We start from the raw sequence: 26,052 nt of genomic DNA, 5'->3' as shown, positions 1-26,052 counted from the left end.
GGGGCGAGGGCCGGCAGTGATCGGTCACGCACACCGTATGCCGGTGGACCGGTCGATGTCGTCGTGTGGGCGGGGCCGACCCGCCCACACGGCCGCGCGCCCTCGGCTTGCCGTGGCGGAGGCATCGCGGTGACCCGGATCGTCGCGGGCGTGGCCGGCGGCCGGCGGCTGCGGGTTCCGCCCACGGGGACCAGGCCGACCTCGGACCGGGTGCGGGAAGCGCTGTTCAACGCGCTCACCGCGCGCATGGATGTCGACGGCATCCGGGTACTCGACCTCTATGCCGGTTCCGGGGCCCTCGGTCTGGAGGCACTGTCGCGCGGTGCGTCCCATGCGCTGCTGGTCGAATCCGATCGCAAGGCGGCCGCGGTGATTCGCGGAAATATCGCGGATCTGGATGTGCCCGGCGCCGAATTGCGCCCGGGCACAGTCGCTTCCGTGCTGGCGACAGCACCGGCCGAGCCATACGACCTGGTGCTGTCCGACCCGCCCTACGCGGTTGGCGACGCCGCTGTCGAGGCCGACCTGCGGGCCTTGTCGGCCAACGGCTGGCTGTACGAGGACGCCCTGATCGTCGTGGAGCGCTCGGCCCGGTCACCGGAAACCGCGTGGCCGCCGGGGTATTCGCCATTGAAGCCCCGTCGCTACGGCGAGACTCGCATCGACCTCGCCGAATACCACGGTTGATCCGGCTCGTGCTCGGACCCGGCAGCCGTTGCTCGGTGACAACGTCCGCCACAGCGGCGACCTCGCCGCCGTGGGATTCGTCTTTGTCGGGCCTTCTGCACCGTGCCTTCTACACCGAGCCTTCTACTGCGTGGCGCCTTTTCGGCGCGGCCTCCCGCTCAGCCGCGGCGTTCGGCGATGCGCGCGAGCAGGCGTTTGTGCACGGCCGGCGGCAACATCCCGGTGACGTCGCCACCGAAGGTCGCCACCTCCTTGACCAGCGAACTGGACAGGAAGCTGAGGGCCGGGTTAGTGGCCAGGAAGTAGGTGTCGACGCCCGAGAGGTGCTTGTTCATCTGGGCCATCTGCATCTCGTATCCGAGATCGGTGGCATCGCGCAGACCTTTGACCATGGCGGTGATGCCCTGTTCGCGAGCGAAATCGACCAGCAGCCCGTACCAGGATTCGATTCGCACGTTGGGCAGATCGGCGGTCGCCTCGCGCAACATCTCGATCCGCTCGTCGACGCTGAACATGCCCTGCTTGCTCTTGTTGATCATCACGGTCACGACGACCTCGTCGAACTGCGCGGCCGCGCGCGAGATGACGTCGATATGCCCGTTGGTCACCGGATCGAAGGACCCGGGGCACAGTGCTCCAGCCATGCAGCGACGCTAACAGGTCGGGGCGGGCCGAGCCGATCGTGGTCGTCACAGCGCACGCAGCCGCAGTGGCGTCGGCGCTTCGAGGGGTGCGGGGCGGATGTAGCCCCGGGGCCGCTGCTCGCGGGCCCGGCTCAGCGCGGCGTGCACGCGCTCCGCGGTGCCTCCCGCACTCAAACCGCGCCAGGTGGTGCGGACCAGCTGAAATCCATAGCGCCGCAACACCGCATCCGGCGTTCGGCGCGACGGCCCGCCATGGGCTCGCGCTCTGATCGGCCGGTGCCCGTCGACCTCGAGCACCACTCCGGTTCGGCCGAGATACAGATCGGCCGTCCCCAGCACTCTCCCGTCGTCGGCATGGATCACTCCACCCGCGGCCGCCGGCGGGAACCCGAGCAACCGCAGCAGCACGCGGATCCGGGAGTGCTCGACTCCGCCGCTGCGCGGATCGAGAAAACCGATCACGTGCCGCGCGCCGTCGACGCCGCGCCGACCCCGGGCGCAGGCCAGTTCGCGTGCCAATGCCGGTGCGGTGACGCCGAATTCGCGGGCGAGGGCATCGCCGACGACCACCGCTGATTCGAACGGAAGTGTGCGAGCCAGATCGATGACCGTACGGGCGGGACTGGTGACCAGCAGCCCCTGCCGTTCGGCCACGACGGTGACCGGTGCGCAGTGGACCTTCAGATTCGGTTTGATGCGCCCGCCGTGGCGTCGATTGCGCGTCACGTGGACGCGGTCCAGCAGTGCCGGGGACATCGGCGCACCCAGCATGACCGCCGCCGATTGGTGGCTCACCACGGCATCGGCCGCCATCTCCGGCAGCAGCGCCGCCACCGCCAGCCGGTGCCGCGCCACGTCGTCCAACTCCGCGAGTAACGAGGCCTCGGCGTACGCCCCGCGCCGCACCCGCCGCCAGCTCCCGATCGCGCACCGCCGCCGGATCTCGTCGTCGCCGACCCCTGCCGACACCGCGTCTCGGCGCCGGTGCAGCCCGGCGACCCCATCCTGTTGCGCCGCCGGTCGGCTTGCGCGGCACACGGTTTCGGCACGCCCGTTGCGGTGCGTCATTGCGGGTCCTGGTGCCGACGGGTGCGGCGCGGGTGGGGGAGAAGAGGACAGGGAACCGGTACCCGCGGGCGCGGGGACGTGGCCGAACGCAGACCCGCCCGCCAGAGGGTGGGACTTCCCGGACAGTGGTTCTCCGAACGGTGGTGCATTGCCGAACCTCCCACGATGAGAACTCGCAACGACGTTTGCTGAGTTAGGACGTGGGGTAAGAAGACTCGGTTCCTTGCACAGATGACCAGGTTGCAGCCGCACCCCGTGCAGGAACGCCGGGCGATCAGAACACCCGGAGCGTCAGGCGATCAGAACACCCAGAGCCGCAGCGTCAGGAAGCGCAGCGCACCGACTCCGGCGGTGATGCCGATGACGGCGATCGCCTCGGCGACGTCGTCGAGTCCGGGCGCCGCGATATCGAGCACCGCCAGCGCCCCCGAGGTGATGGCGAGTCCGGCCAGCGCCAGTCCACCGCCCTCGAGTTGAGCGGTGAGCCAGCCGACCCGGTCGGCGGCATGGAAGGTGAGGCGGCGGTGCAGTTCGTTGGCGAGTGCCGTGCTGACGATCGATCCGGTCAGGTTGGCGAGCTGCGGTCCACCGCTGTAGCAGGCCAGGAAGAGCAGGAAGTAGCCGATATTGCTGAAGCCGCCGACCAGTGCGAACCGGACGAGTTGCGACAGCCAGTGGTCACCGCGCAGGTAGTTGGCAAAGCGTGAGGCGAGACGGCGGACGGCGGGCGGGGACTGTTGCGGCTCCGGCGTCTCGGCCAGCAGTTCGCTGTGCCCGATGGATACACCCGGATCGGGCTGTGGGTTCACCCACATACCCGGAGGTGCCGGATAAAGGACAACCATTGTCGTTCCGATCGCACAGTGCCGGACGCCGAAGGCGACGTGTTCCGGCTGGTCTACCGCTCGGTAGAAAAGATAGCACCAAGCGGAGAGATTTCCTCCACTTGATTTGTGTGGGATAGGAAACACCATCCGACACACCGATGGTGATCTGGGCAGACACGCGGGATGCGGGCACACTGGGCCGAGAGCAGTAGTTCGGCACGAGAGTGGGGTCAGCAGGATGTATCGCGTATTCGAGGCACTCGACGAACTGGTCGCGATCGTCGAAGAGGCGCGGGGTATCCCGCCGACCCGCAATTGCATCGTGCCTCGCGGTGACGTGCTGGAACTGCTCGACGACGTGCGTGAGGCGCTGCCCGGCGAACTCGACGACGCCCAGGACGTGCTCGACCACCGCGACAAGATCGTCTCCGATGCCCGCAATACCGCCGAGGCGACGGTGACCGGCGCGAACGACCAGGCCGAACAGACCGTCGCCGGCGCCCGCGAGGAGGCCGACCGGCTGCTGGCCGACGCCAAGGCGCACGCTGACCGGATGGTCGCCGAGGCCCGCGCGCACGCCGATCACCTGGTCGCGACCGCGCAGGCCGAGGCCGACCGGATCGTGACCGACGGTAAGGCCGAGTACGAGGCGCTCACCGGCCGCGCCCGCACCGAATCGGAGCGGATGATCGCGGCGGGCCAGGCCTCCTACGACCGATCGGTGGCCGAGGGGCAGGCCGAACAGGAGCGACTGGTCTCGCAGACCGAGGTGGTGCGGGCCGCGCACGCCGAATCCGCGCGGCTGATCGACGCCGCGCAGACCGAGGCCGACCGGCTGCGCGAGGAATGCGACCACTACGTCGATTCCCAACTGGCCGATTTCGAGGAGACTTTGCACTCGACGCTGCGGACGGTCGGCCGCGGTCGTCAGCAATTGCGTTCGGGCACCGGCGTTCCGGACTACGCCGCCGACTTCCGGCGCTGATCTGCCCGCGTTCGTTCCGGGATTTGGGGGGATCGGCGCAGTTCGCGTACTGTGGAGTGGTTGCCCAAACCCCCTCGAAACGTGAGTGAGTGTCCGATGTCCGCCCAGTCCGGTTCCGGTACGCGTCGTCGTCAGACGGACGCGGATTTCCTGCTGGACACCCGCAGTCTGGGGCGTGCCCCGGGCTCGATTCGGCAGGTGCATCGGGTCGTCACCGCGCCCGAGAAGATCGGCTTGGACCTGATCGCGATCCCGGCCGGTGCCGAGATCGACCTCGATCTGACCCTGCAGGCGGTCTCGGAGGGTGTGCTGGTCACCGGTTCGGTGTCGGCGCCGATCGAGGGGGAGTGCTCGCGCTGCCTGGAGTCGTTCACCGACGATCTGGAACTCGAGATCACCGAACTGTTCGCCTATCCGGACAGCGCGACCGAGCAGACCACCGAGGAAGACGAGATCTACCGGCTCGTCGACGACATGATCGACATCGAGCCGGTGGTCACCGACGCCGTCGGTCTGGAATTGCCGCTGCAACCGCTGTGTGAACCCGATTGTGCCGGGCTGTGCCCGGAATGCGGTGTCCGGATGGCGATTGCGGGTCCGGATCACACGCATGAGATACTGGACCCTCGCTGGGCGGGGCTTGCGAAATTCGCGAGCGAAACCCCCAGCTCCGGCGTCTCCGACGCCCCATCAGACGTAGACCGATCCCTTGCCGACCGCCATGGTTCGGCAAGTTCGACGACAGAGGAGAAGTAGTCGTGGCCGTTCCGAAGCGCCGGATGTCTCGTGCCAACACCCACTCGCGGCGCAGCCAGTGGAAGGCCACCGCGCCGACCCTGATCACCTGCCCGAACCGGGCGTGCGGTCAGAAGACCCTCCCGCACATCGCGTGCCCGAACTGCGGCACCTACAAGGGCCGCCAGGTCACCTCGGCCATCTGATCTGCCGATCGGGTAGCCGCAAAGTGACCGCCGGTAAGGACGAAGCGGACGCACCCGCAGCGGGCGAGGCCGCTGACCACGCCAGCCTTCTGGAAGCGCTCGGCGTGGAGGTGCGCCCGGATCTGCTCCGGCTGGCGCTCACCCACCGTTCCTATGCCTACGAGAACGGTGGTCTGCCGACCAACGAACGCCTGGAATTCCTGGGCGATTCGGTTCTCGGTCTGAGCATCACCGAGCGCCTGTACCTCGAGCATCCGGAGAAATCCGAGGGCGAGCTCGCCAAACTGCGCGCCAGTGTGGTGAACATGCACGCGCTGGCCGAGGTCGCGCGCGGCCTGGGTGAGGGCGGCCTCGGCCGTCATCTGCTGCTCGGTAAGGGCGAGGAGCTCACCGGCGGCCGGGACAAGGCGAGCATTCTCGCCGACGGGATGGAATCGCTGCTGGGCGCGGTCCATCTGCAACACGGCATCGAGGTCGCGCGCGGAGTCGTGCTGCGGCTGTTCGCCGAACTGCTCGAGCGCGGTCCCCGGATGGGCGCCGGCCTGGACTGGAAGACCAGTCTGCAGGAGCTCACCGCGGAACGCGGCATCGGCGTGCCCAGCTACGAGATCACCTCGACCGGTCCCGACCACGACAAGGAATTCACCGCCACCGCGGTGATTGGTGGCCAGGCCTATGGGCAGGGCGTCGGCCGGTCGAAGAAGGAAGCCGAGCAGAAGGCCGCGGGCGCTGCGTGGCAGGCGCTCACCGCGGACGGTTCCGCCGAAGCCGGTGACTGATGCCCGAACTGCCCGAGGTCGAGGTGGTCCGGCGCGGACTCGAGGAGCACGTCGTCGGCCACGTCGTGGAATCGGTCCTGGTCAAACATCCGCGGTCGGTGCGCCGCCACGAACTCGGCGGTGACGATCTCGCCGCCCGGATGGCGGGCCTGCGGATCGAATCCGCCCGCCGCCGCGGCAAATTCCTCTGGCTGACCTTCGACGATCCCGATGCCGCACTCGTCGTCCATCTGGGGATGAGCGGGCAGATGCTCGTGCAGTCCGCGCAGGCGCCGCTGGAGAAACACGCGCATATCGTCGCCGGACTCGACAACGGCACCCAGCTGCGCTTCGTCGATCAGCGTACCTTCGGTGGCTGGGCGCTGAATCGGCTCATCGCTCACGACGGTGAGGAACTGCCGGAATCGGTCGCCCACATCGCGCGCGATCCGCTCGATCCCCATTTCGACACCGAGGCCGTGGTCGCGCGTATACGGACCAAATCCTCCGAGATCAAGCGGGTGCTGCTGGATCAGACGGTGGTCTCGGGCATCGGCAACATCTACGCCGACGAGGCGTTGTGGCGAGCCCGCATCCACGGTGAACGCCCCGCCGCGGCGCTCACCCGGCCCGCACTGCGGCGGCTGCTGAGCGAGGTGCAGGCGGTGATGGGGGCGGCCCTCGACGCCGGCGGCACCTCCTTCGACGCGCTGTATGTCAACGTCAACGGCAATTCCGGATACTTCGAGCGGTCGCTGGCCGCCTACGGCCGCGAGGACGAACCGTGCCGTCGTTGCGGCGCCCCGATCCGCCGCGAGAAGTTCATGAACCGCTCGTCCTACTCCTGTCCGCGCTGCCAGCCGAAGCCCCGGCGATAGTGGCGAGCACGCGCTAAATTTGCGGTGTGTCCGATAACGCCACTTCGTACGAAGGGAGAACGGATGCGCAAGCTCACCTACTTCGTGGCCTCGACCATCGACGGGTATATCGCCACCTCGGACGGATCGGTCGATTTCTTTCCGGTAGGTGGTGACCACGGCCCGGCCATCACCGCGCAGTATCCGGAGACGCTACCGACCAAGATCCGGGAATCACTCGGGATCGACAGCCCGGGCGAAAGTTTCGACACCGTGCTCATGGGCCGCAAAACCCACGATTTCGGGGTGCGGACCGGCACGTCGAGCCCGTATTCACATCTGCGGCAGTTCGTCGTCTCGACCACCCTGCCCGGCGCTCCGGATCCGGACGTCGAGTTGATCACCTCCGACCCGTTGGGGCGCGTGCGCGGACTCAAGCAGGAGAAGGGGGCGGGTATCTGGTTGTGCGGCGGCGGTGAACTGGCACAGGCGCTGCTACCGGAGATCGACCAGATCTTCCTCAAGTTGTATCCGATCGTGCTGGGGCACGGCCGGCCGCTGTTCGGCGCGGGACCACGGCTGCCCGAGCCGGCGCTGTTCCGGGTGCTCACGGGCCGGGTGTTCGAGGACGGAGTGGCGTTCATCAAATACAGCCGGATGCCCTAGTGGGCGGCCAGATTCCGGATCCGGTGGCCGCACTGCGCGAGATCGCGTTCTGGATGGAACGCGATCGCGCGCAGACCCATCGGGTCAAGGCCTACCGACGGGCGGCCGATGTGGTGGCCGAGCTGTCGGACGCCGATTTCGAGCGTTACCGCGAATCCGGTGCCTGGCAGGAACTTTCGGGTATCGGACCGAAGACCGCGGCGGTGATCGAACAGGCCTGCGCCGGCGCAGTACCGCAGCGACTGGCCGAATTGCGTTCCGCGGCACGGCCGATCGCACCCGCCGGTGGCGAGGTCCGCGCGTTGCTGCGCGGCGATCTGCACACCCACTCCGACTGGTCCGACGGCGGCAGCCCGATCGAGGAGATGATGCGCACCGCGCAGGCGCTGGGCCACGAATATTGTGCGCTGACCGATCATTCCCCGCGGCTGAAAGTCGCCAACGGACTCTCCGCGGAGCGGCTGCGCCGCCAGTTGGACGTGGTGGCCGAACTCAACGAGCGGCTCGCACCGTTTCGCATTCTCACCGGTATCGAGGTCGACATCCTCGACGACGGCACTCTCGACCAGGAGGCCGAGCTGCTCGCCCGCCTGGATGTCGTTGTGGCCAGCGTGCATTCGAACCTGCGCGCCGACTCGGCGATCATGACCAAACGCATGGTGTACGCGGTGGCGAATCCGAATGTCGATATACTCGGCCACTGCACCGGGCGATTGGTCGCCGGTAATCGCGGCATCCGGCCGGAATCGTCGTTCGATGCCGAACTCGTCTTCGAGGCGTGTCGCCGCTACGGGACGGCCGTGGAAATCAACAGTCGTCCCGAACGGCTCGATCCGCCGAGCCGGCTGCTACGCCTGGCCGTGGAGATGGGCTGCCATTTCAGCATCGATACCGACGCGCACGCCCCCGGGCAGCTGGATTGGCAGGGCTACGGCTGCGAACGTGCGGCGGCGAACGAGGTCCCGGCCGACCGCATCATCAACAGCCTGCCACTGGGCGAACTCCTGGCGTTCACCGCGCGGTGACACCTCGCGGCGAACCGGGCCCGCTCAGAGGATCGCGAACGCGACGACCATGCCGATCGCCAGATGCGCGGCGGCCACCAGCAGCGACTGAATCTGGTACGTGGACGATTTCAGCAGATCGCCGATGTGCAGGCCGACCAGCCATTCGAGCAGCCGGATGGAGATCACCTGCGCGACGATGCCCACCAGCCCGTAGATGCCGGTGGCGATCAGGCCCTCGACGAGCCGGCCGCCGGAGGAGTAGATCGCCAGCACCACGATCAAGGCCATACTCACCATGCCCGCGGAGGCGATGACGACCGCGTTCGGATTACCGGCGGCGACCATCCTGCGCAGCGGTCCGGGCGTGGAACTGTCGATGGCCTGGAATCCGATCAGCATCAGGACCAGACCCAGCACCGCGTACAGCGCAATCGCGCCGACGCCGTGTCCGACGGAGCTCCAATACCCTGATTCGAGCGCGAGGGTGGACGACACAGATTCCTCCGGTGATGTTGATCGAGTCGCTGAATGCTACTTGGTCGGAATGCGATGCGGAACGAAGGTGGCGCCGTCATCGGTGATCAGGCCGGGGGATTCGCGGATGCCGAGACCGGCCGAGGTGTCGCCGACGATCCAGGCGCCCAGGACCGGCCGCAGGCCGTCGAAATCCGGTAGCGGATCGAGAAGTTGATAGACGAACCCCTCTTCGCCGTACACGCCGCCGGTCGAGGTTTCCATCCCGGCGCCGACGATGGTCATATTGGCGCCTTCGCGGCCCAGCTTCGGTTTGCGGATGTACTCGGTGAGTTCGTGCGGATCGTCGAGATAGGCCGGCAGCAGATTCGGGTGCCCGGGATACATCTCCCACAGCACCGCCAGCAGCGCCTTGTTGGACAGCAGTGTCTTCCAGAGGGGTTCGACCCAGGCGGTCTCGGGAATGGAGTCCACCACGCGCTTGCCGAAATCGTCGTCGAGCGCCCACTCCCACGGATACAGCTTGAAGATCGAACCGATCGGCGCCTCGGCCAGATCGACGAAACGCTCCAGCTCGGTATCGAAACCGATCTCCTCGATCGGCAGCGCGATGGTGTCGAAACCTGCCTCGGCGGCGGTCTCCTGCATATACGCGGTGGTCACGTTGTCCTCGCCGGAGGCGTCGGCCGAGGACCAGGTGAAGTGCAGCTGGTTGGTGGGCAGCTGGTCGAGCAGCTCGCCCCAGCGCTCGACCAGGCGCTCGTGCAGCGAATTCCACTGGTCGTCGTCGGGGTAGACGTCGGTGAGCCAGTGCCACTGCACGATGGCCGCTTCCAGCAGCGAGGTCGGGGTATCGGCGTTGTACTCCAGCAATTTCGCCGGACCGCGGCCGTCGTAGCGCAGATCGAAACGTCCGTAGACGTACGGATCGCTGCGCTGCCACGACTTCTTGATCGGCTCCCAACTCCACTCGGGCAGACCGAAATCGGCGAAGCGCTCGGTGAGCACGATCTGCTCGACCGCGTGCAGGCACATCGAATGCAGCACTTCCACCTGGGCCTCGAGCGCGAGGATTTCGTCGAGATCGAATTCGTAGTGCACCGATTCATCCCAGTACGGGCGCGACTGTCCGTTCGCGTCGCGGCCGGGCGAGCCGAATACCAGCCCTTGATCGGCGATGATCTTCTGCCAGCCGGGACGTTGCCGGTTGCGCATCCGACGCATCTAGGAGCCTCCACTGGTGGAACCGGATTTACTGCCGAGACCGCCACGTACGACGGTCCCGCTCTTGGTGCTGACGGTGGCCTTCTTCGGCGCGACCGTGCTGCCGCCGACGGGCGCGCGCCCGACGGCGTTGTTGCCGCCGTAGTAGTAGCGGTACTGGTGGCCGTTGTAGAGGAAGATGCCGGGACCGAGGCCGCCGCCGCCGTAATAGCCGCCGGTACTCGCGTAGGACTGGGCGCGCACACAGTCGTCATCGGGTACGACCTGCTGCTGCCCGTTGTCGTCGGTGATGCAGTAGGCGGTCACGTTCGCGGGCCGATGTGCGGCCTGGTAGGCGAGATATCCGGTGCCGACCACCGCGGCGATGCCGGCCACCGCCACGCCGCCGATGAGCAGCCGCTTGCGCTTGCGCCGCTTGGTTTCCGCGGCCTCCGCCGCGGCCCGCTCCGCCTCTTCGGCGCGTTTACGGGCCTTGTCGCGCGCCCGCGCCTCGGCCACCGTCGGCGGGCGAGGCTGGGTGACGCCGGCTTCCTGCCGCTGCATACTCCCGCGCATGCGCCGGGGTGCGCCGGATTCGCCTGCGGCGCCGGGGTTCTCACCCTCGGACTCCGTCGAGCCACCGGCATCGGCGCCGAAAGCGTTGTCCGACAGCGGGTTCGGTGCACCGGGGGTGGCCAGGCCGGGAATCGTCGAGGCCGGGTCGGGGAAGCCCGGCAGGATGGGCGTGCCGGGGAGCGTCGGCGCGGTCCGCGGATTCGGGAGGGTGGGGTCCGGTTCGCCCAGGCGTCTCGTCGGTTCCGCCTCGGATGCGCCGGTCTCGCGCTCGCCACCGGGCTGTGCGCCGAAACGCACCGTCGGATCCGAGGCGCCGATTTCTTTCGACTCGCCAGATTCCGTGCCGCCACCGGTGCTGTCTTCCCCCACGGACGGGGCGTCGCGGGGGTCGTGCGAATCCCGATCCCCGGGTCCGCCGCCCGGCTCATGTGTTGCCAACGATCGACTCCTGTATCCCCGCCGCTACCGTTCCTCGAAGCCTGTGATTCCGCCGAGGGCGGCGCCCCAGTTTTCCACAACCAGGTCGACTCGACCAGGAGTGTCACCCGACCGCAACAATGCCAGCAAACGCTCGCACGCCGGTCGCGGACCCTCGGCCACCACGTGCACGCGCCCGTCCCGGGTGTTGCGGGCGTGGCCCACCAAACCGAGCTCCAGCGCCCGCGCTCGCGTCCACCAGCGGAACCCGACGCCCTGAACCAGGCCGTGCACCCAGGCACTGAGCCGGACGGGGTCGGGACTCACGAGTCGATCTTGTCGATCTGGAACGTCAGGTTCACCGTCGTGCCCGCCTTCAGCGTCCGTCCCACCGTGCACACCTTGTCGATGGCGCGCTGCACGGTGACCAGCAGGCGCTGACGCCCGGCCTCGTCGAGCTCGGACAGGTCCAGCTCGACGATCTCGTTCAGTTCCGGATATACCTCGTTCTCGCGGTCGGCGTCGCCGGAGACGCGGATTGTGGTGTCGTAGTTCTCCCCGAGCCGGTTGGACAGCGGGAAGTCCGAACTCATCCCGGTGCAGGCGGCCAGCGCGATCTTCAGCAGCTCACCCGGGGTGAACACGCCCTCGACGCCATCGGAGCCGATGAGCACCTCGGCTCCGCGCGAGCTGCGTCCGGTGTAGCGGCGCGTGCCGGTCCGCTCCACCCACAATTCGGTCACCGGCTTCGGCGCCTTGGTCTGCGGGGCGGCCGCGACGGTCGCGGGCTGCGCCGCGGCGGCGGTGGGTGCGGCGGAGGTGGTGGTCTGTTCGGACATACCGTCGATCCTGCCATCGTGCCCGGCGTATCCGCACCGCACACCGGCTTTCACCACGGCGTGTGGAGGCCGTTGTGTCCGATATCACCGGTTCTGCCGGGCGTGTCCGGGCTCGGATCAGGCTTGGAATCGGTACCCCATACCGGCCTCGGTGAGCAGATGTTTCGGCTGGGAAGGGTCGTCTTCGAGCTTGCGCCGCAGCTGCGCCAGATACACCCGGAGATAGTGGGTTTCGGTCGCATACGTCGGGCCCCACACCTCGCGCAGCAGTTCCCGGCGGCCCACCAGCTTGCCCTGATTGCGCACCAGCATTTCCAGCACACCCCATTCGGTGGGCGTGAGGTGGACGTCGCGGCCGCCGCGGATGACCTTCTTCGCCGCGAGATCGACGGTGAACGAGGACGTTTCCACGATCGGCGCCGACTCCTCGGCCGTCGAGGCGGAACGCCGCACCGCCGCCCGGAGGCGGGCCAGCAGTTCGTCCATGCCGAACGGTTTGGTGACGTAGTCGTCGGCTCCGGTGTCGAGGGCCTGCACCTTGTCCGAGGAATCGGTGCGGGCGGACAGCACGATCACCGGCATCGAACTCCAGCCGCGAATTCCGGCCAGTACCTCGACGCCGTCGATATCGGGCAGGCCCAGATCCAGCACGACCACGTCGGGATGTTTCTCCGCGGCCGCCCGCAGGGCCGCCGAGCCGGTGGCGGCGGTGATCACCTCGTAGCCGCGCACCGACAGGTTGATCCGCAGTGCGCGCAGGATCTGCGGTTCGTCGTCGACGACCAGCACCCGGATCGCGGCCGGCGGTCGTTCGGCCGATGTCACGACGCCTCCTCCATCTTGCGGGACACCCGCACCCGGTCGGCGTCGCGAGCGGGCTGCGCAGTGTGACTCACGACGCCTCCTGTGTTTTCGCGGGACACCCGCACCCGGTCGGCGTCGCGAGCGGGCTGCGCAGTGTGACTCACGACGCCTCCTGTGTCTCATCGGCCGGCAGCTCGATCACCATGGTCAGCCCACCTCCGGGCGTCGGTTCGGCGTGTACGGTCCCGCCCATCGCCTCGACGAATCCGCGGACCACCGACAGGCCCAGCCCCACACCGGTCGAATTGTCGCGGTCGCCCAATCGCTGGAACGGCTCGAACATCTGTTCCTCGAGTCCGGTCGGAACGCCCGGACCGTAGTCGACCACTGTGATGGATACCCGGCCGCCGTCGCGTTCGGCGCCAACCCGCACCGGTGTGTCGGGGACGGCCGTTCCGGCCGGCGCCGAGTAGCGCAGCGCGTTGTCGATCAGATTGGCGAGCACCCGTTCCAGCAGGCCGCTGTCGGCGTAGACCGACACCTCGCCGACCTCGACCTTCACCCGGTCCATCGCCGCCTGCCGCACACCGCGGGTTCCCATCCCGACGCCGACGACCGCGCGGTTGACCACCTCCTCCAGGTAGACCTGCTTGAGATTGGGTTCCACGGCGCCGGCCGCGAGCCGCGAGGAGTCGAGCAGATTGCCGACGAGCGCGGTGAGCTGATCGGTGGATTCCTCGATGGTTTCCAGCAATTCGGCGGTATCGGCGGGGGAGAACTGCACGTCCTCACTGCGCAGACTCGAGACCGCTGCCTTCGCCGCGGCCAGCGGCGTGCGCAGGTCATGGCTGACCGCCGACAGCAACGCCCGGCGCAGCCGGTCGGCCGCCATCACACCGGCAGCCGCCTGGGCCTGGTCGGCGAGTTCGCGCTGGCGCACCAGCCCGGCCGCCTGCCCGGCGACCGCGGCGAGCACCCGGCGGTCACCGGGTGTCAGCGCGCGCCCGCTGAGCAGCAGCCAGTGTTCCTCGTCGCCGGCCCCGATCGCGGTATCGGCGGCGCCGGGTGTGCGCGCCGGATCGTCACCGACGCAGGCGATCACCTCCGCATCGCTCACAAAGCTCACCGCCCGCTGACGGTAGATCTCGCGGGCGCGCTCGAGCAGATCGGGCAGGTCGGCGCCGTGCAGGATCGCGCCGGCGAACAGGGTCAGCAACTCGGCTTCGCGCGAGGCGGTGCGTGCCTCGCGGGTGCGATTGGCGGAGATGTCGACCAGCGCCGCGACCGCCACGGCGACCGCCGCCATCACGACGATGGTGAGGAAATTGTTGGGTTCGGCGATGGTGAGGCTGTGGCGCGGGGTGGTGAAGAACCAGTTCAGCAGCAATCCGCCCAGCACCGCCGACAGCGCGGCCGGTGCGACACCGCCGAGCAGCGCGACCGCGATCACGCCGATGAAGTACATCGCGCTCTCCCCGGCCAGATCCAGTCGCGAATCCAGCCACAGATAGCAGACCAGCGTGATCAGAGTGGGCACCACCAGCGCGGCCAGCCACGACGCGGTCGGTCGCTGCCGCCGCAGCAGGGCCGACCAGCGCAGTCCCCGTTGCGCCTCCTCGTGGGTGACCATGTGGACGTCGATGGTTCCCGAGCGCTGCACCACGGTCGCGCCGATGCCCTGGTCGAGAATCCGTGCCCAGCGCGAGCGCCGGGAGGTGCCCACCACCAGCTGGGTGGCGTTGACCTGCCGGGCGAAATCCAGCAGGGCGTTGGGTACGTTCTCGCCGGTCACCGTGTGCAGGCTGGAACCGAGTCCGGCGGCAAGCTCACGCAACCGGTGCAGCCGTTGCGCCGACACTCCGGCCAGTCCGTCGCCGCGCACGACGTGCACGACGATCAGCTCGGCACTGGATTTGGTGGCGATGCGGCTCGCGCGCCGCACGATCGTCTCCGATTCCGGCCCGCCGGTCACCGCGACGACCACGCGTTCGCGCGCCTCCCAGGTCGCGGTGATCTTGTGGTCGGCACGGTATTTGGCCAGCGCCGCGTCGACCTGATCGGCCAGCCACAGCAGGGCCAGCTCGCGCAGCGCGGTGAGATTGCCGGGCCGGAAGTAGTTGCGCAGGGCCGCGTCGACCTTGTCGGCGGTGTAGACGTTGCCGTGGGAGAGCCTGCGCCGTAACGCCTCCGGGGTGATGTCGACCAGTTCGACCTGGTCGGCGCCGCGTACCACCCAATCCGGGACGGTTTCGCGCTGCACCACGCCGGTGATCTGCTCGACGACGTCGTTGAGGCTGTCCAGATGCTGAACGTTGACCGTGGAGATGACATCGATACCGGCGTCGAGCAGTTCGTGGACGTCCTGCCAGCGCTTCTCGTTCTTCGATCCCGGCACGTTCGTATGCGCGAGTTCGTCCACCAGGGCCACGGCCGGCGCCCGGCGCAGCACCGCGTCGAGATCCAGCTCGGGCAGGGTTGTACCGCGGTAGGTGCGCATCGCCGGCGGTATCCGCTCGATGCCCTCGAGCAGTTCCGTGGTCTTGTTGCGGCCATGGGTCTCCACCACCGCGGCTACCACGTCGCGGCCACGGCTTATTCGCCGATGCGCCTCGCCGAGCATCGCGTAGGTCTTCCCCACGCCGGGCGCGGCCCCGAGGTAGATGCGTAGTTGTCCGCGCTTCACAGGTCCATCATCGCGCGATTCGGCCGATGTGGACGGCGCGAAACTCGGACGACCCGAGTGGTGCGCCCGCCGGCCACGCGCAGACCCAGCGCGCAGCTGACGAAGACGATGATCACCATCGCCGCGACCGCGAAATCCGGCACTGTCTTCTCCTCACGACCCGGTGATTGCCGCTGTGCCGGTCGACTGGGCGAACCGGACAACACACTGTGCACCTGCGCGGGTGGTCGTTTGCCGATCTTGACGCTTTCTTGACGAGGCCGGTGCTGACTTTGACGGCGCGTTCGCGGACGCTGGAGGGGACGTAAGCACCTCGTCAAAGCCGTCGTCCACGCCGCTAAGAAGCCGTCAAGGCCGTCGAAAACGGACCGTTCGAGACGCTTGACTCGCTGGCGGCGCATCCGCTCCGGATGCCGTCAACAGAGAGGTTTGCATTTATGTCTGTCGCGGTGTTCACCGTCGTGACCGTGGCGATCTTCGCCCTACTCGGCCTGCTCCAACGGGGGGTGGAACGGCTGTGATCGAGAACATCGTCGGTCTGATCCTGGCGCTCGGCGTCGCCGTCTACATGGTCGCGGCGCTGCTGTTCCCGGAAAGGTTCTAGGTGAGCACAACCACTGCCGGGGTCGTCTTCGTGGCGACCCTGATCGTCGCGCTCGCGGCGGTCCACATTCCGCTCGGCGACTACATGTACCGGGTGTATTCGGGCACGAAACACTCGCGGGCCGAGCGCATCGTCTATCGCGCCATCGGGGTCCAGCCCGGAGTGGAGCAGACCTGGGGCGTCTACGCCCGCAGCGTGCTGGCCTTCTCCGCGGTGAGTGTCCTGGCGCTGTTCTTCCTGCAACTGATTCAGGGCCACCTGCCGTTGCATCTGCACGAGCCCGGGACCGAGATGACCGCGGCGCTGGCGTGGAATACCGCGATCAGCTTCGTCACCAACACCAACTGGCAGAACTATGCCGGTGAGTCGACGCAGGGACATCTGGTCCAGATGGCGGGCCTGGCTGTGCAGAACTTCGTCTCGGCCGCGGTCGGGCTGGCGGTCGCGGTCGCGCTGGTACGCGGGTTCGCTCGCCGCCACACCGGCGATCTCGGCAACTTCTGGGTCGATCTGGTGCGCGGCACCCTCCGGATCCTGCTGCCCATCGCGTTCGTGTTCGCGATCGTGCTGGTCGCCGGTGGTGCGATCCAGAACGTCCATCTGCACGATCAGGTCGCGCAGACGATCACGGGGGCGACGCAGACGATTCCGGGCGGGCCGGTCGCCTCGCAGGAAAGCATCAAACTGCTGGGTACCAACGGTGGCGGCTTCTTCAATGTGAACTCCGCGCACCCGTTCGAGAACCCGACTGCCTGGACCAACTGGCTCGAGATCTTCCTGATCCTGCTGATCGCCTTCTCACTGCCGCGAACCTTCGGCCGCATGGTGGGCAGCACCAAGCAGGGTTATGCGATCGCGTCGGTGATGGGCGTGCTCGCGCTGATCAGCGTGACGCTGACCAACTTCCTGCAGCTGCGCCATCACGGCACCGTGCCGACGGCGGTCGGCTCGGCGCTCGAGGGAGTCGAAACACGGTTCGGCGTCGCGGATTCCGCGACCTTCGCCACGTCTACGACGCTGACCTCCACCGGTGCCGTCGACTCCGCCCACGATTCCTACACCAGCCTCGGCGGCATGATGACCATGGTGAACATGCAGCTCGGCGAGGTCGCGCCCGGCGGTGTCGGGTCGGGCCTGTACGGCATGTTGATCCTGGCGGTGATCACCGTATTCGTCGCCGGGCTGATGGTCGGGCGCACGCCGGAATATCTCGGCAAGAAGATCACCCCACGCGAAATCAAGTTCGCCGCATCGTATTTCCTGGTAACCCCGCTGATCGCGCTGGTGGGCACCGCTGTCGCGATGGCATTGCCGGGGGAGCGCGCGGCCATGGCGAATTCGGGTCCGCACGGCCTGTCGGAGGTGCTCTACGCGTTCACCTCGGCCGCCAACAACAACGGCTCGGCCTTCGCCGGGCTCAGCGGCAACACCGTGTGGTGGAATACCGCCCTCGGCCTGGCGATGGTATTCGGCCGATTCATCCCCATCGTTCTGGTGCTCGCGCTCGCCGGATCGCTGGCCCACCAGGGGCATACGCCCGAGTCGATCGGCACGCTGCCGACGCACCGGCCGCAGTTCGTCGGCATGGTCGCCGGCGTGACCCTGATCCTGGTCGCTCTCACGTTCCTGCCCATGCTGGCGCTCGGGCCGCTCGCCGAAGGGATCCACTGAAATGGCCGCTCCGACAACCGATTCCGTGACCGCGCCGCGCGGCGGCAAACCGTCCGCGCGCGGCAGCTCCCGGGGCATGTTCGATCCGGCGCTGCTGAAGCGGTCACTGCCCGAGGCTCTGCGCAAACTGGATCCGCGCACGCTGTGGCGCAATCCCGTGATGCTGATCGTGGAGATCGGCGCACTCTGGTCCACGATCCTCGCCCTCGTCCATCCCACGGTCTTCGCGTGGGCGATCGTGATCTGGCTGTGGTTGACGGTGATCTTCGCCAACCTGGCCGAGGCCGTCGCCGAGGGCCGCGGCAAGGCGCAGGCCGATACATTGCGAAGAGCCAAGACCGACACCGTCGCCCGGCGGCTGGTGAACTGGCATCCGGGCGCCGAGGCGCCGCTCGAGGAGCGGGTCCCCGCACCCGAACTGCGGCGCGGCGACCACGTGGTGGTAGAGACCGGGCAGGTGGTTCCGGGTGACGGCGACGTCGTCGAGGGCATCGCCTCGGTCGACGAATCGGCGATCACCGGTGAGTCGGCGCCGGTGATCCGCGAATCCGGCGGCGACCGGTCCGCGGTCACCGGCGGTACCACCGTGCTCTCGGACCGCATCGTCGTCGAGATCACCCAGGAGCCGGGCGGCAGTTTCATCGACAAGATGATCGCGCTGGTCGAGGGCGCCAGCCGGCAGAAGACACCCAACGAGATCGCGCTGAACATCCTGCTGGCCGCGTTGACGATCATCTTCGTGTTCGCGGTCGTGACGTTGCAGCCGCCGGCGATCTTCTCCAAGGTGAACAATCCGGGAGTCGGTGACAGCGCGGCGCTGAACGTGCACGGCATCACCGGCATCGTCATGGTGTCGCTGCTGGTTTGCCTGATTCCCACGACGATCGGCGCGCTGCTGTCCGCGATCGGCATCGCGGGCATGGACCGCCTCGTGCAACGCAATGTGCTGGCGATGTCGGGTCGCGCGGTCGAGGCGGCGGGCGATGTGAACACGCTGCTGCTCGACAAGACCGGCACCATCACCCTCGGCAACCGGCAGGCCTCGGGCTTCGTCGCCATGCCGGGGGTCACCGAGGACGAGATGGCCGACGCCGCGCAGCTTTCCAGCCTTGCCGACGAAACACCCGAGGGCCGCTCGATCGTGGTGTTCGCGAAATCCGCGTACGGCAAACGCGAACGCACCCCGGGCGAACTCGCGGCCGCGAACTGGGTGGAGTTCACCGCCCAGACCCGGATGTCGGGGGTGAATCTGCGGGACGGGCACCAGCTGCGCAAGGGCGCGGCGAGCGCGGTCACGGAATGGGTTCGGGCCCACGGTGGTTCGGTGCCGGAGGACGTCGGGCGGACCGTGGACGGCATCTCGGCCTCGGGTGGCACACCGCTGGTGGTCGGCGAACTGATCGACGGGCAAGCCCGGCTGCTGGGTGTGGTTCATCTGAAGGACGTGGTGAAACAGGGCATGCGGGAGCGCTTCGACGAGATGCGCCGCATGGGGATTCGCACCGTGATGATCACCGGCGACAATCCGCTGACCGCGAAGGCGATCGCGGATGAGGCCGGGGTCGACGACTTCCTGGCCGAGGCCACTCCCGAGGACAAGCTGGCGCTGATCAAGAGCGAACAGGCCGGCGGGCGCCTGGTCGCCATGACCGGCGACGGCACCAACGACGCTCCGGCGCTGGCGCAGGCCGATGTCGGCGTCGCGATGAACACCGGAACGTCGGCGGCCAAGGAAGCCGGCAACATGGTCGATCTGGATTCGGATCCGACCAAGTTGATCGAGATCGTCGAGATCGGCAAACAGTTGCTGATCACCCGGGGTGCGCTGACGACCTTCTCCATCGCCAACGACGTCGCCAAGTACTTCGCGATCATTCCCGCGCTGTTCGTGGCGTTGTTCCCCGGTTTGGACGTGCTCAACGTGATGCGTTTGCACAGCCCGCAGTCGGCGATCCTTTCCGCGGTGATCTTCAACGCGATCGTCATCGTGGCGCTGATCCCGCTGGCTCTGCGCGGCGTCGACTATCGCCCCTCGAGTGCGTCGAAACTGCTCAGCCGCAACCTCGCCATCTATGGAGCGGGCGGCATCGTCGCCCCGTTCATCGGCATCAAACTCATCGACCTTGTCGTCCGCTTCCTGCCTGGGATGTCCTGATATGCCTTCGTTCTCGATGCGATACACCACCTGGTTCCGCCAGCATCTGGCCGCCGTGCGGGCACTGCTCGTGCTGACGGTTATTACCGGAATCGCCTATCCGCTGGCCGTTTTCGCGGTCGCGCAGTTGCCGGGCCTGCACGACGAGGCCGAGGGTTCGCTCGTCCACCGCGACGGAAAGCTGGTGGGTAGCAGCCTCATCGGTCAGGCGTTCACCGACGGCAACGGCGCGGCGCTGCCGCAGTACTTCCAGACCCGCCCGTCGAATTCCGCCCCGGCCGACGGCAGCCGCCCCGACGGCTACGACCCCACCAACACCGGCTTCGGCAACAAAGGTCCCGAGGACGTCGTCGACACCCTGGCCGCCGACCCGTCGCAATCGAAGACCGGTTTGCTGACCACGGTCTGCACGCGCAGCAAACAGATCGGCGAGCGCGAGGGCGTCTCCGGGGCGCGACCGTTCTGTACACCCGGCGGGGTTGGTGCGGTGCTGGCGGTCTTCGGTCCCCGCGACAGCTACGGGCAGGTCACCGCCCCGACGAAGGTCGTCAGCGTGAACGAGGCGTGCCCGGCGACGCCGTTCCAGGACGCCTACCGCGGGGTCCGGGTGGACTGTGCCCAGCCCGGGACGGACTATTCGGCCGGACTGATCGTCCCCGTCCGAGGTGACGCGCCGGCCGACACCCCGGTGCCCTCCGACGCGGTCACCGCGTCGGGGTCCGGACTGGATCCGCACATCTCACCGCGTTACGCGCAGATCCAGAGCGCGCGGGTGGCGGCCGCGCGGGGTATCACGGCCGAACAGGTCGCCGCTGTGGTGGTGACGCATTCCGACGGTCGTGACCTGGGCTTCCTGGGAGAGCCCAAGGTCGACGTCCTCGGTCTGAATCTCGAGCTGGACCAGCGCTACCCGTTGCGGCGCTGAGGTTCGGTGCCCGCGGAGACGATGCGCCGTGGCGATCGGTGCCGGTGGCGATCAGGAGTGCAGCGCGCTGCCGGCCACCCACTGATCCCACGGCACGATCCAGTCACCGTTGTTCCACGAGGGCAGCGGCGGGCCGCTGGTGTTGCGAACCTCGACCACGTCACCCGGAACCGCGAAGTTGTAGAACCAGCGGGCATTCTCGAGGTTCAGGTTCAGACAGCCGTGCGAGGTGTCGGTATTGCCCTGCGCCCAGACGGTCGAGTCGAGCTGGTGCAGGTAGATCCCGTCGCCACTGATCTGGGTGGCCCAGCCGATCGCCTCCTTGTAGCCCAGCCGCGAGTTCACCGGCAGGCCGTAGCTGGAGGAATCCATGATCACCGGATTGCCCTTGCCCATCACGGTGTAGATGCCCGCGGGGGTGTTGAAGTAGATCGTCTTGCCGCCGACCTGCTCGCTGCCGCCGCGACCCATCGAGGTGGGCATGGTGCGGATCAGCTTGCCGTTCTCGAACACCTGCACTTCGTGGGTGTTGTCGTCGGCGATGGAGACGTGCGAGTCGCCGATGGTGAAGCTGGTCTTGGAGTCCTCCTGGCCGAACAGGCCGGGCGCCAGCTGCGCGCCGAAGATGTTCGCCGCGACGGTGACCTTGGTGCCCGGCTGCCAGTACTGCCGCGGGCGCCAGTGCGCGTTCTTGTCGTCGAGCCAGTACCACGAGCCCTGGACCTGCGGTTCGGTCGTGACCGAGAGCCGCTTCTCAGCCGCCGCGCGGTCACTGACGGCCTCGTCGAAGTGAGCGACGATGACCGTGCCCACACCGTAGGTTCCGCCCTCGGCCAGCGGCTGCCCACCGGTGGTGGTGAGATACGCCTTGACCTGGTTGCTGGGAGTGAGCGTGGCGAACGACGACGTCATCGGACCACTGGGGCCGGTGACGGTGATGCCCTTCGCGGTCATGGTGTAGTTGTGGCCGTAGCCGAGCGGAACCTTCGGTTTCCACGCGGTCCGCTCCGGATTGAGCGTGCCGTCGACCTGTTTGCCTTCTTCATTGGTCAACGTCACATCCGTGAGGATGCCGTCGGTTGCGCTCACCTCGATGGTGCCGAGCGGATCGACGTCGGCACTACCCGTGGCCGGGACCATCGCAATGGCCGGCGCGGCGGGCCCCGGGGTGCCCCGCGTCGGATTCGACGCGGGATCCGGGGATGACGAGCACGCGGCCATCAGCGTCGTCACCAGGGCGATAACCCCGAGCGCGACACTGAATCGGCAGCGGCGAGTGGACATGGTGTCTCCTGCGTTAGCCGTGCGCCTGGGCAAGCCCCCGCAGCGCACCAATCGCCTTACTGTCTCGGTACGTAGTTTACGGGGCTTTTTCAGGTGCTTGCACCTCGGTGGTGTTGCCCCGTGTTTACGCATCGTCGCGCCGGGTACTCCAGTTACTGTTGTGTGCCCGGTGGGCGTTCAGGGGCCGATCGGCCGGCGGCGGGTGGTCCGCCACCGACGCCTGTCAAGGGATGTGTGGTTATGAGAGAACGGTGCGAGACCACAGGCTGCGCGGCCGCTCGCACTGCTGACGAACGGACGGGTCGGGGAACCACGCTCCGATGACGCGCAGCTGGACGAGGTGTGACGATGAGTGCAAGTTTGATGATCGTAGAGGACGACGACCGGGTCCGCAGTGCGCTGCGGCTGGCCATGGAAGACGAGGGCTACGACGTCGCCGAGGCCGAGGAGGCCGAGGATGCGCTCGAACATCTGCGTGACAACGGCGCACCGGATGTGATGATCGTGGATCTGATGCTGGGGGAGATGGACGGATTCACTTGTATTCGTGAGATTCGTCGCGATCACGACGTGCCGATCATCGTGGTCAGCGCGCGGGACGACACGCACGACGTGGTGGCCGCGCTGGAGGCCGGCGCTGACGATTTCGTCACCAAGCCGTTCGAGATCAAGGAGATCACCGCCCGGATGCGGGCCCTGCGCCGCCGCGCCCAGCAAACCGTGGAGCCACCGGCTCCGCAGGAGGTCGTGCTCGACGCCTATCCCGAAGCGCCGCTGGTGCTTTCGGCCGACGGCGGCACAGTCCACCGCGGCGACGAGGAGTTGCACCTCACTCTCACCGAATTCCGGCTGCTGTGTGAACTGGCCGAGACTCCCGGGCGGGTGCTGTCGCGCAGCGTCCTGCTCGAAAGGGTCTGGGACCGTGGGTTCTTCGGCGACGAGCGGATCGTGGACGTGCATGTCCGACGGCTGCGGACCAAGATCGAGCGCGACCCGTCGGAGCCGGCGATCGTGGTAACCGTGCGCGGGCTCGGCTACCGCCTCGATGTGCAGCGCTAGATTTCCGCGCCTGCCCCGCCGCCAGATTCTGCGCGGTCGCGTAGTCGTCGCTTTCACCGTCACGGGGCTGGTCTCGGCATTGCTGGCGGTGCTGATCGCGAAGATCGACGGCGGCGGGTGGCGCACCGCACTGGCCTGCGCGTTCGGCGGCACCGTGATCGGCGCGATCTTCGGAATCTCGTTGTCGCACCGTTTGCTGGAACCGTTGCGCCAGGTCACCGGCACCGCGGCCAAGATCGCCTCCGGTGAGCTCGGTACCCGGTTACCTGATACCGACGACCCCGATCTCGCCCCGACCGTGGACGCGTTCAACACCATGGTCGACTCGCTGCAGAACCGCATCGATCGCGAACGCCGGCTGGTCGGTGACGTGAGCCACGAGTTGCGCACCCCGCTGACCACGCTCACCACCAGCGTGGGAGTGATGTCGCGCTACGAGGATCAACTCCCGGAACGGTCGCGGCGGGCGCTGGAACTGGTCCGCGCCGAACTCGACCATCTGCGCAGATTGCTCGACGATCTACTGGCGCTGGCCCGGGCCGAGGCGCGCATGCACGGCGCCGACGCCGAACCGCTGTCGGTGCGCGAACTGCTCACCCACACCCTCGCGGAAATGCGTTATTCACCGGAACTGCTGACCGTCGCCGACGACGGAATCGTGACCGGGCGAAAGCTCGAACTCGAGCGTGCACTGGTGAATTTGCTCGAGAATGCGCAGCGGCACGGTGGCGGCGTGATCGCGGTGGGCGTCGCACGCGCCGGCGACGAAATGGTGATCACGGTCGACGACGCCGGTCCGGGAGTCGCCCCGCAGGATCGGCAACGCATCTTCGAACGATTCGTGACCGTCCGCCGCGGGAAACGGTCGGGCACCGGCATCGGATTGGCTTTGGTGGCCGAGACCGTGGCCGCCCACGGCGGCCGTGTGAAATGTGACGACCGTCCCGGCGGCGGGGCGCGATTCATGGTGTGGTTGCCCACCGTGACGAAATTCACTGATCATACTTCTGTAACACGACCGTAAAGTAGTCGCACGATAGACCTCAACGTTCGCGGGTAATTCTGAAGAGGTGATGCAGACCCGAACGCGGAGTATGTCATTCAGTTCTCCGGCAACCGACGAGTCGAACGGCCGTCGGACCGTTTCGACCCAGACGCTGATTCGCCGGCCGCGGGTGGACGACGGAGCGCGGATGTGGCGAATCGCAGTGGATTCCCAAGTGCTCGACGCCAATTCGAGTTACGCGTATCTGCTCTGGAGTCGTGACTTCGCCTCGACCACCGTCGTGGCCGAAATCGACTCGGAGATAGCAGGATTCGTCACCGGATATCTGCGCCCGGAATCGCCGGACACGCTGTTCATCTGGCAGGTAGCCGTCGATCACGCCTTCCGCGGCCGCGGAGTGGGCGTAGCAATGCTGGATCGGCTCGTCGAAGACGTTGCCGACCAAGGTGTTTCGAAGTTGGAGACAACCGTTTCGCCGGACAACGAAGCCTCGCTGGCAATGTTCGCGTCACTGGCCCGGCGCCGTGACGCGGAAATGACGCGAGAGAAGTTGTTCGAGCCAGAAGATTTTCCGGACGGGCACGAATCGGAGGACCTGTACCGGATCGCGCCACTGCAGGGTGACGCAAAACGATAGGAAGGATCATCGATGACCACCGCTGAGATGACCGTTTTCGAATCGCTCGAATCGAATGTCCGTGGATATTGCCGTTCCTGGCCCACGCTGTTCGACACCGCCTCCGGCGCCTGGCTGCGCGACGGTAGCGGACGTGATTACCTCGATTTCTTCGCGGGCGCCGGAGCGCTCAACTACGGACACAACAATCCCGTCCTCAAAGAAGCATTGATCGATTACATCGCCCGTGACGGAATTACGCACGGACTCGATATGTCGACCGTCGCGAAGCGTGAATTGCTGGAGACGATCAACAAGGTTCTGCTGGATCCGCGCGGCCTCGATTACAAGGTCCAGTTCCCCGGCCCCACCGGTGCGAACGCGGTGGAATCGGCGCTGAAACTGGCCCGCAAGGTGACCGGCCGCACGTCGATCCTGAATTTCACCAACGCATTCCATGGCATGACTCTCGGTGCGCTCTCGGTGACCGGTAACGCGACCAAGCGCGCGGGTGCCGGAGTACCGTTGAATCACGTGAATCCGATGCCCTACGACGGGTATCTGGACGGTACCGACGATCTGGCGTGGATGGAGCGGGTCCTCGATGACAATTCCTCCGGTGTGGACAAGCCCGCGGCGGTGATCGTGGAAACCGTGCAGGGCGAGGGCGGCGTGAACGTCGCTCGGGCGCAGTGGCTTCGGCACCTGTCGGAGTTGTGCGCCGCGCGCGGAATTCTGCTCATCGTCGACGACGTCCAGATGGGCTGCGGCCGGACCGGCCCGTTCTTCTCCTTCGAGATCGCCGGCATCACCCCGGACATCGTCACGCTGTCCAAGTCGATCGGCGGCTACGGTCTGCCGCTGGCGCTGGTGCTGATGAAGCGCGAGCTGGACCAGTGGGCGCCCGGTGAGCACAACGGCACCTTCCGCGGCAACAACCCGGCGTTCGTGACCGCCCGCGTGGCGCTCGAGCACTACTGGACCGACGACCGTCTCGAGGCGTCCACCGCCGCCAAGGGCGAGAAGATCCGAAAGTCGTTCGAGGCGCTCTCGGAGAACTTCGAGGGTGTCTCGACCCGCGGACGCGGGCTGGTGCAGGGACTGGTATTCGACGACGCCTCGGAGGCGGGCAAGGTCAGCAGCATCGCCTTCGAGGAGGGCCTGCTGGTGGAGACCTCCGGCGCCGAAGACCAGGTGGTCAAGCTGCTGCCACCGTTGACCATTACCGACGACGAGCTCGACCACGGCCTGGGCATCCTGGACCGGGCGGTCGACATGGCCCGAGGAGGCAACTGA

The 26,052-nt window shown here is 67.3% G+C and carries 29 protein-coding genes; 16 read left to right on the top strand and 13 right to left on the bottom strand.

The genetic code is table 11. The features are described 5' to 3' along the window. Positions 1–129 precede the first annotated feature (129 nt). Positions 130–687, top strand: coding sequence for a 16S rRNA (guanine(966)-N(2))-methyltransferase RsmD (gene rsmD, locus C5E41_RS11435; protein ID WP_104375770.1), 558 nt, complete (start codon positions 130–132; stop codon positions 685–687). Between the two features lie 158 nt (positions 688–845). Here rsmD and coaD read toward each other — a convergent pair whose 3' ends face one another. The 3 genes from coaD to C5E41_RS11420 form a co-directional block, all read right to left on the bottom strand. Beyond that, on the bottom strand, positions 846–1,331 hold the full coding sequence (gene coaD, locus C5E41_RS11430; RefSeq protein WP_030513019.1) for a pantetheine-phosphate adenylyltransferase: 486 nt from the start codon (positions 1,329–1,331) through the stop codon (positions 846–848). Positions 1,332–1,376: 45 nt separating this feature from the next. Further along, positions 1,377–2,399, bottom strand: a complete 1,023-nt coding sequence (locus tag C5E41_RS11425) for a hypothetical protein (RefSeq protein ID WP_258080902.1) — start codon at positions 2,397–2,399, stop codon at positions 1,377–1,379. 299 nt (positions 2,400–2,698) lie between these two features. Further along, on the bottom strand, positions 2,699–3,208 hold the full coding sequence (locus C5E41_RS11420) for a GtrA family protein (RefSeq protein ID WP_258080901.1): 510 nt from the start codon (positions 3,206–3,208) through the stop codon (positions 2,699–2,701). Between the two features lie 256 nt (positions 3,209–3,464). Here C5E41_RS11420 and C5E41_RS11415 point away from each other — a divergent pair, with 256 nt between their 5' ends. The 7 genes from C5E41_RS11415 to C5E41_RS11385 all read left to right on the top strand — a co-directional run bounded on the left by C5E41_RS11415 (position 3,465) and on the right by C5E41_RS11385 (position 8,458). Next, positions 3,465–4,211: a DivIVA domain-containing protein gene (locus tag C5E41_RS11415; protein ID WP_104375768.1), complete on the top strand. Its 747-nt coding sequence runs from the start codon at positions 3,465–3,467 to the stop codon at positions 4,209–4,211. A gap of 96 nt (positions 4,212–4,307) precedes the next feature. Next, positions 4,308–4,967 (top strand): YceD family protein, encoded by a 660-nt coding sequence (locus tag C5E41_RS11410; protein ID WP_181063202.1) that lies wholly within the window; start codon positions 4,308–4,310, stop codon positions 4,965–4,967. 2 nt (positions 4,968–4,969) lie between these two features. Next, positions 4,970–5,152 carry a 50S ribosomal protein L32 gene (gene rpmF / locus C5E41_RS11405; protein ID WP_030513024.1) on the top strand — a complete coding sequence of 61 codons (183 nt, stop codon included), beginning with the start codon at positions 4,970–4,972 and terminating at the stop codon, positions 5,150–5,152. A gap of 23 nt (positions 5,153–5,175) precedes the next feature. Next, entirely contained in the window at positions 5,176–5,931 is a 756-nt protein-coding gene (gene rnc, locus C5E41_RS11400) for a ribonuclease III (RefSeq protein WP_104375767.1), read from the top strand. Next, positions 5,931–6,788 (top strand): bifunctional DNA-formamidopyrimidine glycosylase/DNA-(apurinic or apyrimidinic site) lyase, encoded by an 858-nt coding sequence (gene mutM, locus C5E41_RS11395; RefSeq protein ID WP_104375766.1) that lies wholly within the window; start codon positions 5,931–5,933, stop codon positions 6,786–6,788. Before rnc ends, mutM begins: the two co-directional genes overlap by 1 nt. A gap of 63 nt (positions 6,789–6,851) precedes the next feature. Then, positions 6,852–7,433, top strand: a complete 582-nt coding sequence (locus C5E41_RS11390) for a dihydrofolate reductase family protein (RefSeq protein ID WP_104375765.1) — start codon at positions 6,852–6,854, stop codon at positions 7,431–7,433. Further along, positions 7,433–8,458 (top strand): PHP domain-containing protein, encoded by a 1,026-nt coding sequence (locus C5E41_RS11385; protein WP_104375764.1) that lies wholly within the window; start codon positions 7,433–7,435, stop codon positions 8,456–8,458. Before C5E41_RS11390 ends, C5E41_RS11385 begins: the two co-directional genes overlap by 1 nt. Positions 8,459–8,482: 24 nt before the next feature. Here C5E41_RS11385 and C5E41_RS11380 read toward each other — a convergent pair whose 3' ends face one another. The 9 genes from C5E41_RS11380 to C5E41_RS33805 all read right to left on the bottom strand — a co-directional run bounded on the left by C5E41_RS11380 (position 8,483) and on the right by C5E41_RS33805 (position 15,579). After that, a complete protein-coding gene (locus C5E41_RS11380; RefSeq protein WP_104375763.1) occupies positions 8,483–8,935 on the bottom strand; it encodes a DUF350 domain-containing protein in 453 nt (150 codons plus the stop codon). 36 nt (positions 8,936–8,971) lie between these two features. Beyond that, the gene (locus tag C5E41_RS11375; RefSeq protein ID WP_104375762.1) at positions 8,972–10,138 is read right to left on the bottom strand and encodes a glutathionylspermidine synthase family protein; all 1,167 of its coding nucleotides are present in this window, start codon (positions 10,136–10,138) and stop codon (positions 8,972–8,974) included. Next, positions 10,139–11,131, bottom strand: coding sequence for a hypothetical protein (locus C5E41_RS35015; protein ID WP_258080900.1), 993 nt, complete (start codon positions 11,129–11,131; stop codon positions 10,139–10,141). 24 nt (positions 11,132–11,155) lie between these two features. Next, positions 11,156–11,437, bottom strand: coding sequence for an acylphosphatase (locus C5E41_RS11365; RefSeq protein ID WP_030513032.1), 282 nt, complete (start codon positions 11,435–11,437; stop codon positions 11,156–11,158). Beyond that, positions 11,434–11,949 (bottom strand): OsmC family protein, encoded by a 516-nt coding sequence (locus C5E41_RS11360; protein ID WP_104375864.1) that lies wholly within the window; start codon positions 11,947–11,949, stop codon positions 11,434–11,436. Before C5E41_RS11360 ends, C5E41_RS11365 begins: the two co-directional genes overlap by 4 nt. Positions 11,950–12,066: 117 nt before the next feature. After that, positions 12,067–12,774 (bottom strand): response regulator, encoded by a 708-nt coding sequence (locus C5E41_RS11355; RefSeq protein ID WP_308706047.1) that lies wholly within the window; start codon positions 12,772–12,774, stop codon positions 12,067–12,069. Beyond that, complete coding sequence (locus C5E41_RS33810; RefSeq protein ID WP_181063201.1) at positions 12,771–12,917, bottom strand: hypothetical protein; 147 nt, start codon at positions 12,915–12,917, stop codon at positions 12,771–12,773. The genes C5E41_RS11355 and C5E41_RS33810 overlap by 4 nt, the downstream gene beginning before the upstream one ends. Further along, the gene (locus tag C5E41_RS11350) at positions 12,914–15,436 is read right to left on the bottom strand and encodes a sensor histidine kinase (RefSeq protein ID WP_104375761.1); all 2,523 of its coding nucleotides are present in this window, start codon (positions 15,434–15,436) and stop codon (positions 12,914–12,916) included. Before C5E41_RS11350 ends, C5E41_RS33810 begins: the two co-directional genes overlap by 4 nt. After that, the gene (locus C5E41_RS33805; RefSeq protein ID WP_181063200.1) at positions 15,433–15,579 is read right to left on the bottom strand and encodes a hypothetical protein; all 147 of its coding nucleotides are present in this window, start codon (positions 15,577–15,579) and stop codon (positions 15,433–15,435) included. The genes C5E41_RS11350 and C5E41_RS33805 overlap by 4 nt, the downstream gene beginning before the upstream one ends. Before the next feature lie 374 nt (positions 15,580–15,953). On the opposite strand from C5E41_RS33805, the gene kdpF reads away from it, so the two are divergent. From kdpF to C5E41_RS11330, 4 genes are read left to right on the top strand one after another with little or no spacing between them, the layout of a single operon-like run. Further along, a complete protein-coding gene (gene kdpF / locus C5E41_RS35010; protein ID WP_128145776.1) occupies positions 15,954–16,040 on the top strand; it encodes a K(+)-transporting ATPase subunit F in 87 nt (28 codons plus the stop codon). Further along, complete coding sequence (kdpA, locus tag C5E41_RS11340; RefSeq protein ID WP_104375759.1) at positions 16,041–17,711, top strand: potassium-transporting ATPase subunit KdpA; 1,671 nt, start codon at positions 16,041–16,043, stop codon at positions 17,709–17,711. A gap of 1 nt (position 17,712) precedes the next feature. Further along, positions 17,713–19,866, top strand: coding sequence for a potassium-transporting ATPase subunit KdpB (kdpB, locus tag C5E41_RS11335; RefSeq protein ID WP_104375758.1), 2,154 nt, complete (start codon positions 17,713–17,715; stop codon positions 19,864–19,866). A 16-nt stretch (positions 19,867–19,882) separates the two neighbouring features. Further along, a complete protein-coding gene (locus C5E41_RS11330; protein WP_104375862.1) occupies positions 19,883–20,791 on the top strand; it encodes a potassium-transporting ATPase subunit C in 909 nt (302 codons plus the stop codon). A gap of 51 nt (positions 20,792–20,842) precedes the next feature. Here C5E41_RS11330 and C5E41_RS11325 read toward each other — a convergent pair whose 3' ends face one another. Beyond that, complete coding sequence (locus C5E41_RS11325; protein ID WP_104375757.1) at positions 20,843–22,075, bottom strand: L,D-transpeptidase; 1,233 nt, start codon at positions 22,073–22,075, stop codon at positions 20,843–20,845. Between the two features lie 348 nt (positions 22,076–22,423). Here C5E41_RS11325 and C5E41_RS11320 point away from each other — a divergent pair, with 348 nt between their 5' ends. The 4 genes from C5E41_RS11320 to ectB all read left to right on the top strand — a co-directional run bounded on the left by C5E41_RS11320 (position 22,424) and on the right by ectB (position 26,052). Next, on the top strand, positions 22,424–23,134 hold the full coding sequence (locus tag C5E41_RS11320) for a response regulator transcription factor (RefSeq protein WP_104375756.1): 711 nt from the start codon (positions 22,424–22,426) through the stop codon (positions 23,132–23,134). Beyond that, entirely contained in the window at positions 23,121–24,158 is a 1,038-nt protein-coding gene (locus C5E41_RS11315) for a HAMP domain-containing sensor histidine kinase (RefSeq protein ID WP_104375755.1), read from the top strand. The genes C5E41_RS11320 and C5E41_RS11315 overlap by 14 nt, the downstream gene beginning before the upstream one ends. A gap of 70 nt (positions 24,159–24,228) precedes the next feature. Next, positions 24,229–24,777, top strand: coding sequence for a diaminobutyrate acetyltransferase (gene ectA / locus C5E41_RS11310; RefSeq protein WP_104375754.1), 549 nt, complete (start codon positions 24,229–24,231; stop codon positions 24,775–24,777). Positions 24,778–24,789: 12 nt separating this feature from the next. Beyond that, on the top strand, positions 24,790–26,052 hold the full coding sequence (gene ectB / locus C5E41_RS11305; protein ID WP_030513044.1) for a diaminobutyrate--2-oxoglutarate transaminase: 1,263 nt from the start codon (positions 24,790–24,792) through the stop codon (positions 26,050–26,052).

Source organism: Nocardia nova, assembly GCF_002933465.1.
Classification (GTDB): domain Bacteria; phylum Actinomycetota; class Actinomycetes; order Mycobacteriales; family Mycobacteriaceae; genus Nocardia; species Nocardia nova_B.
This window is presented reverse-complemented; position numbering and strand designations above follow the sequence as displayed.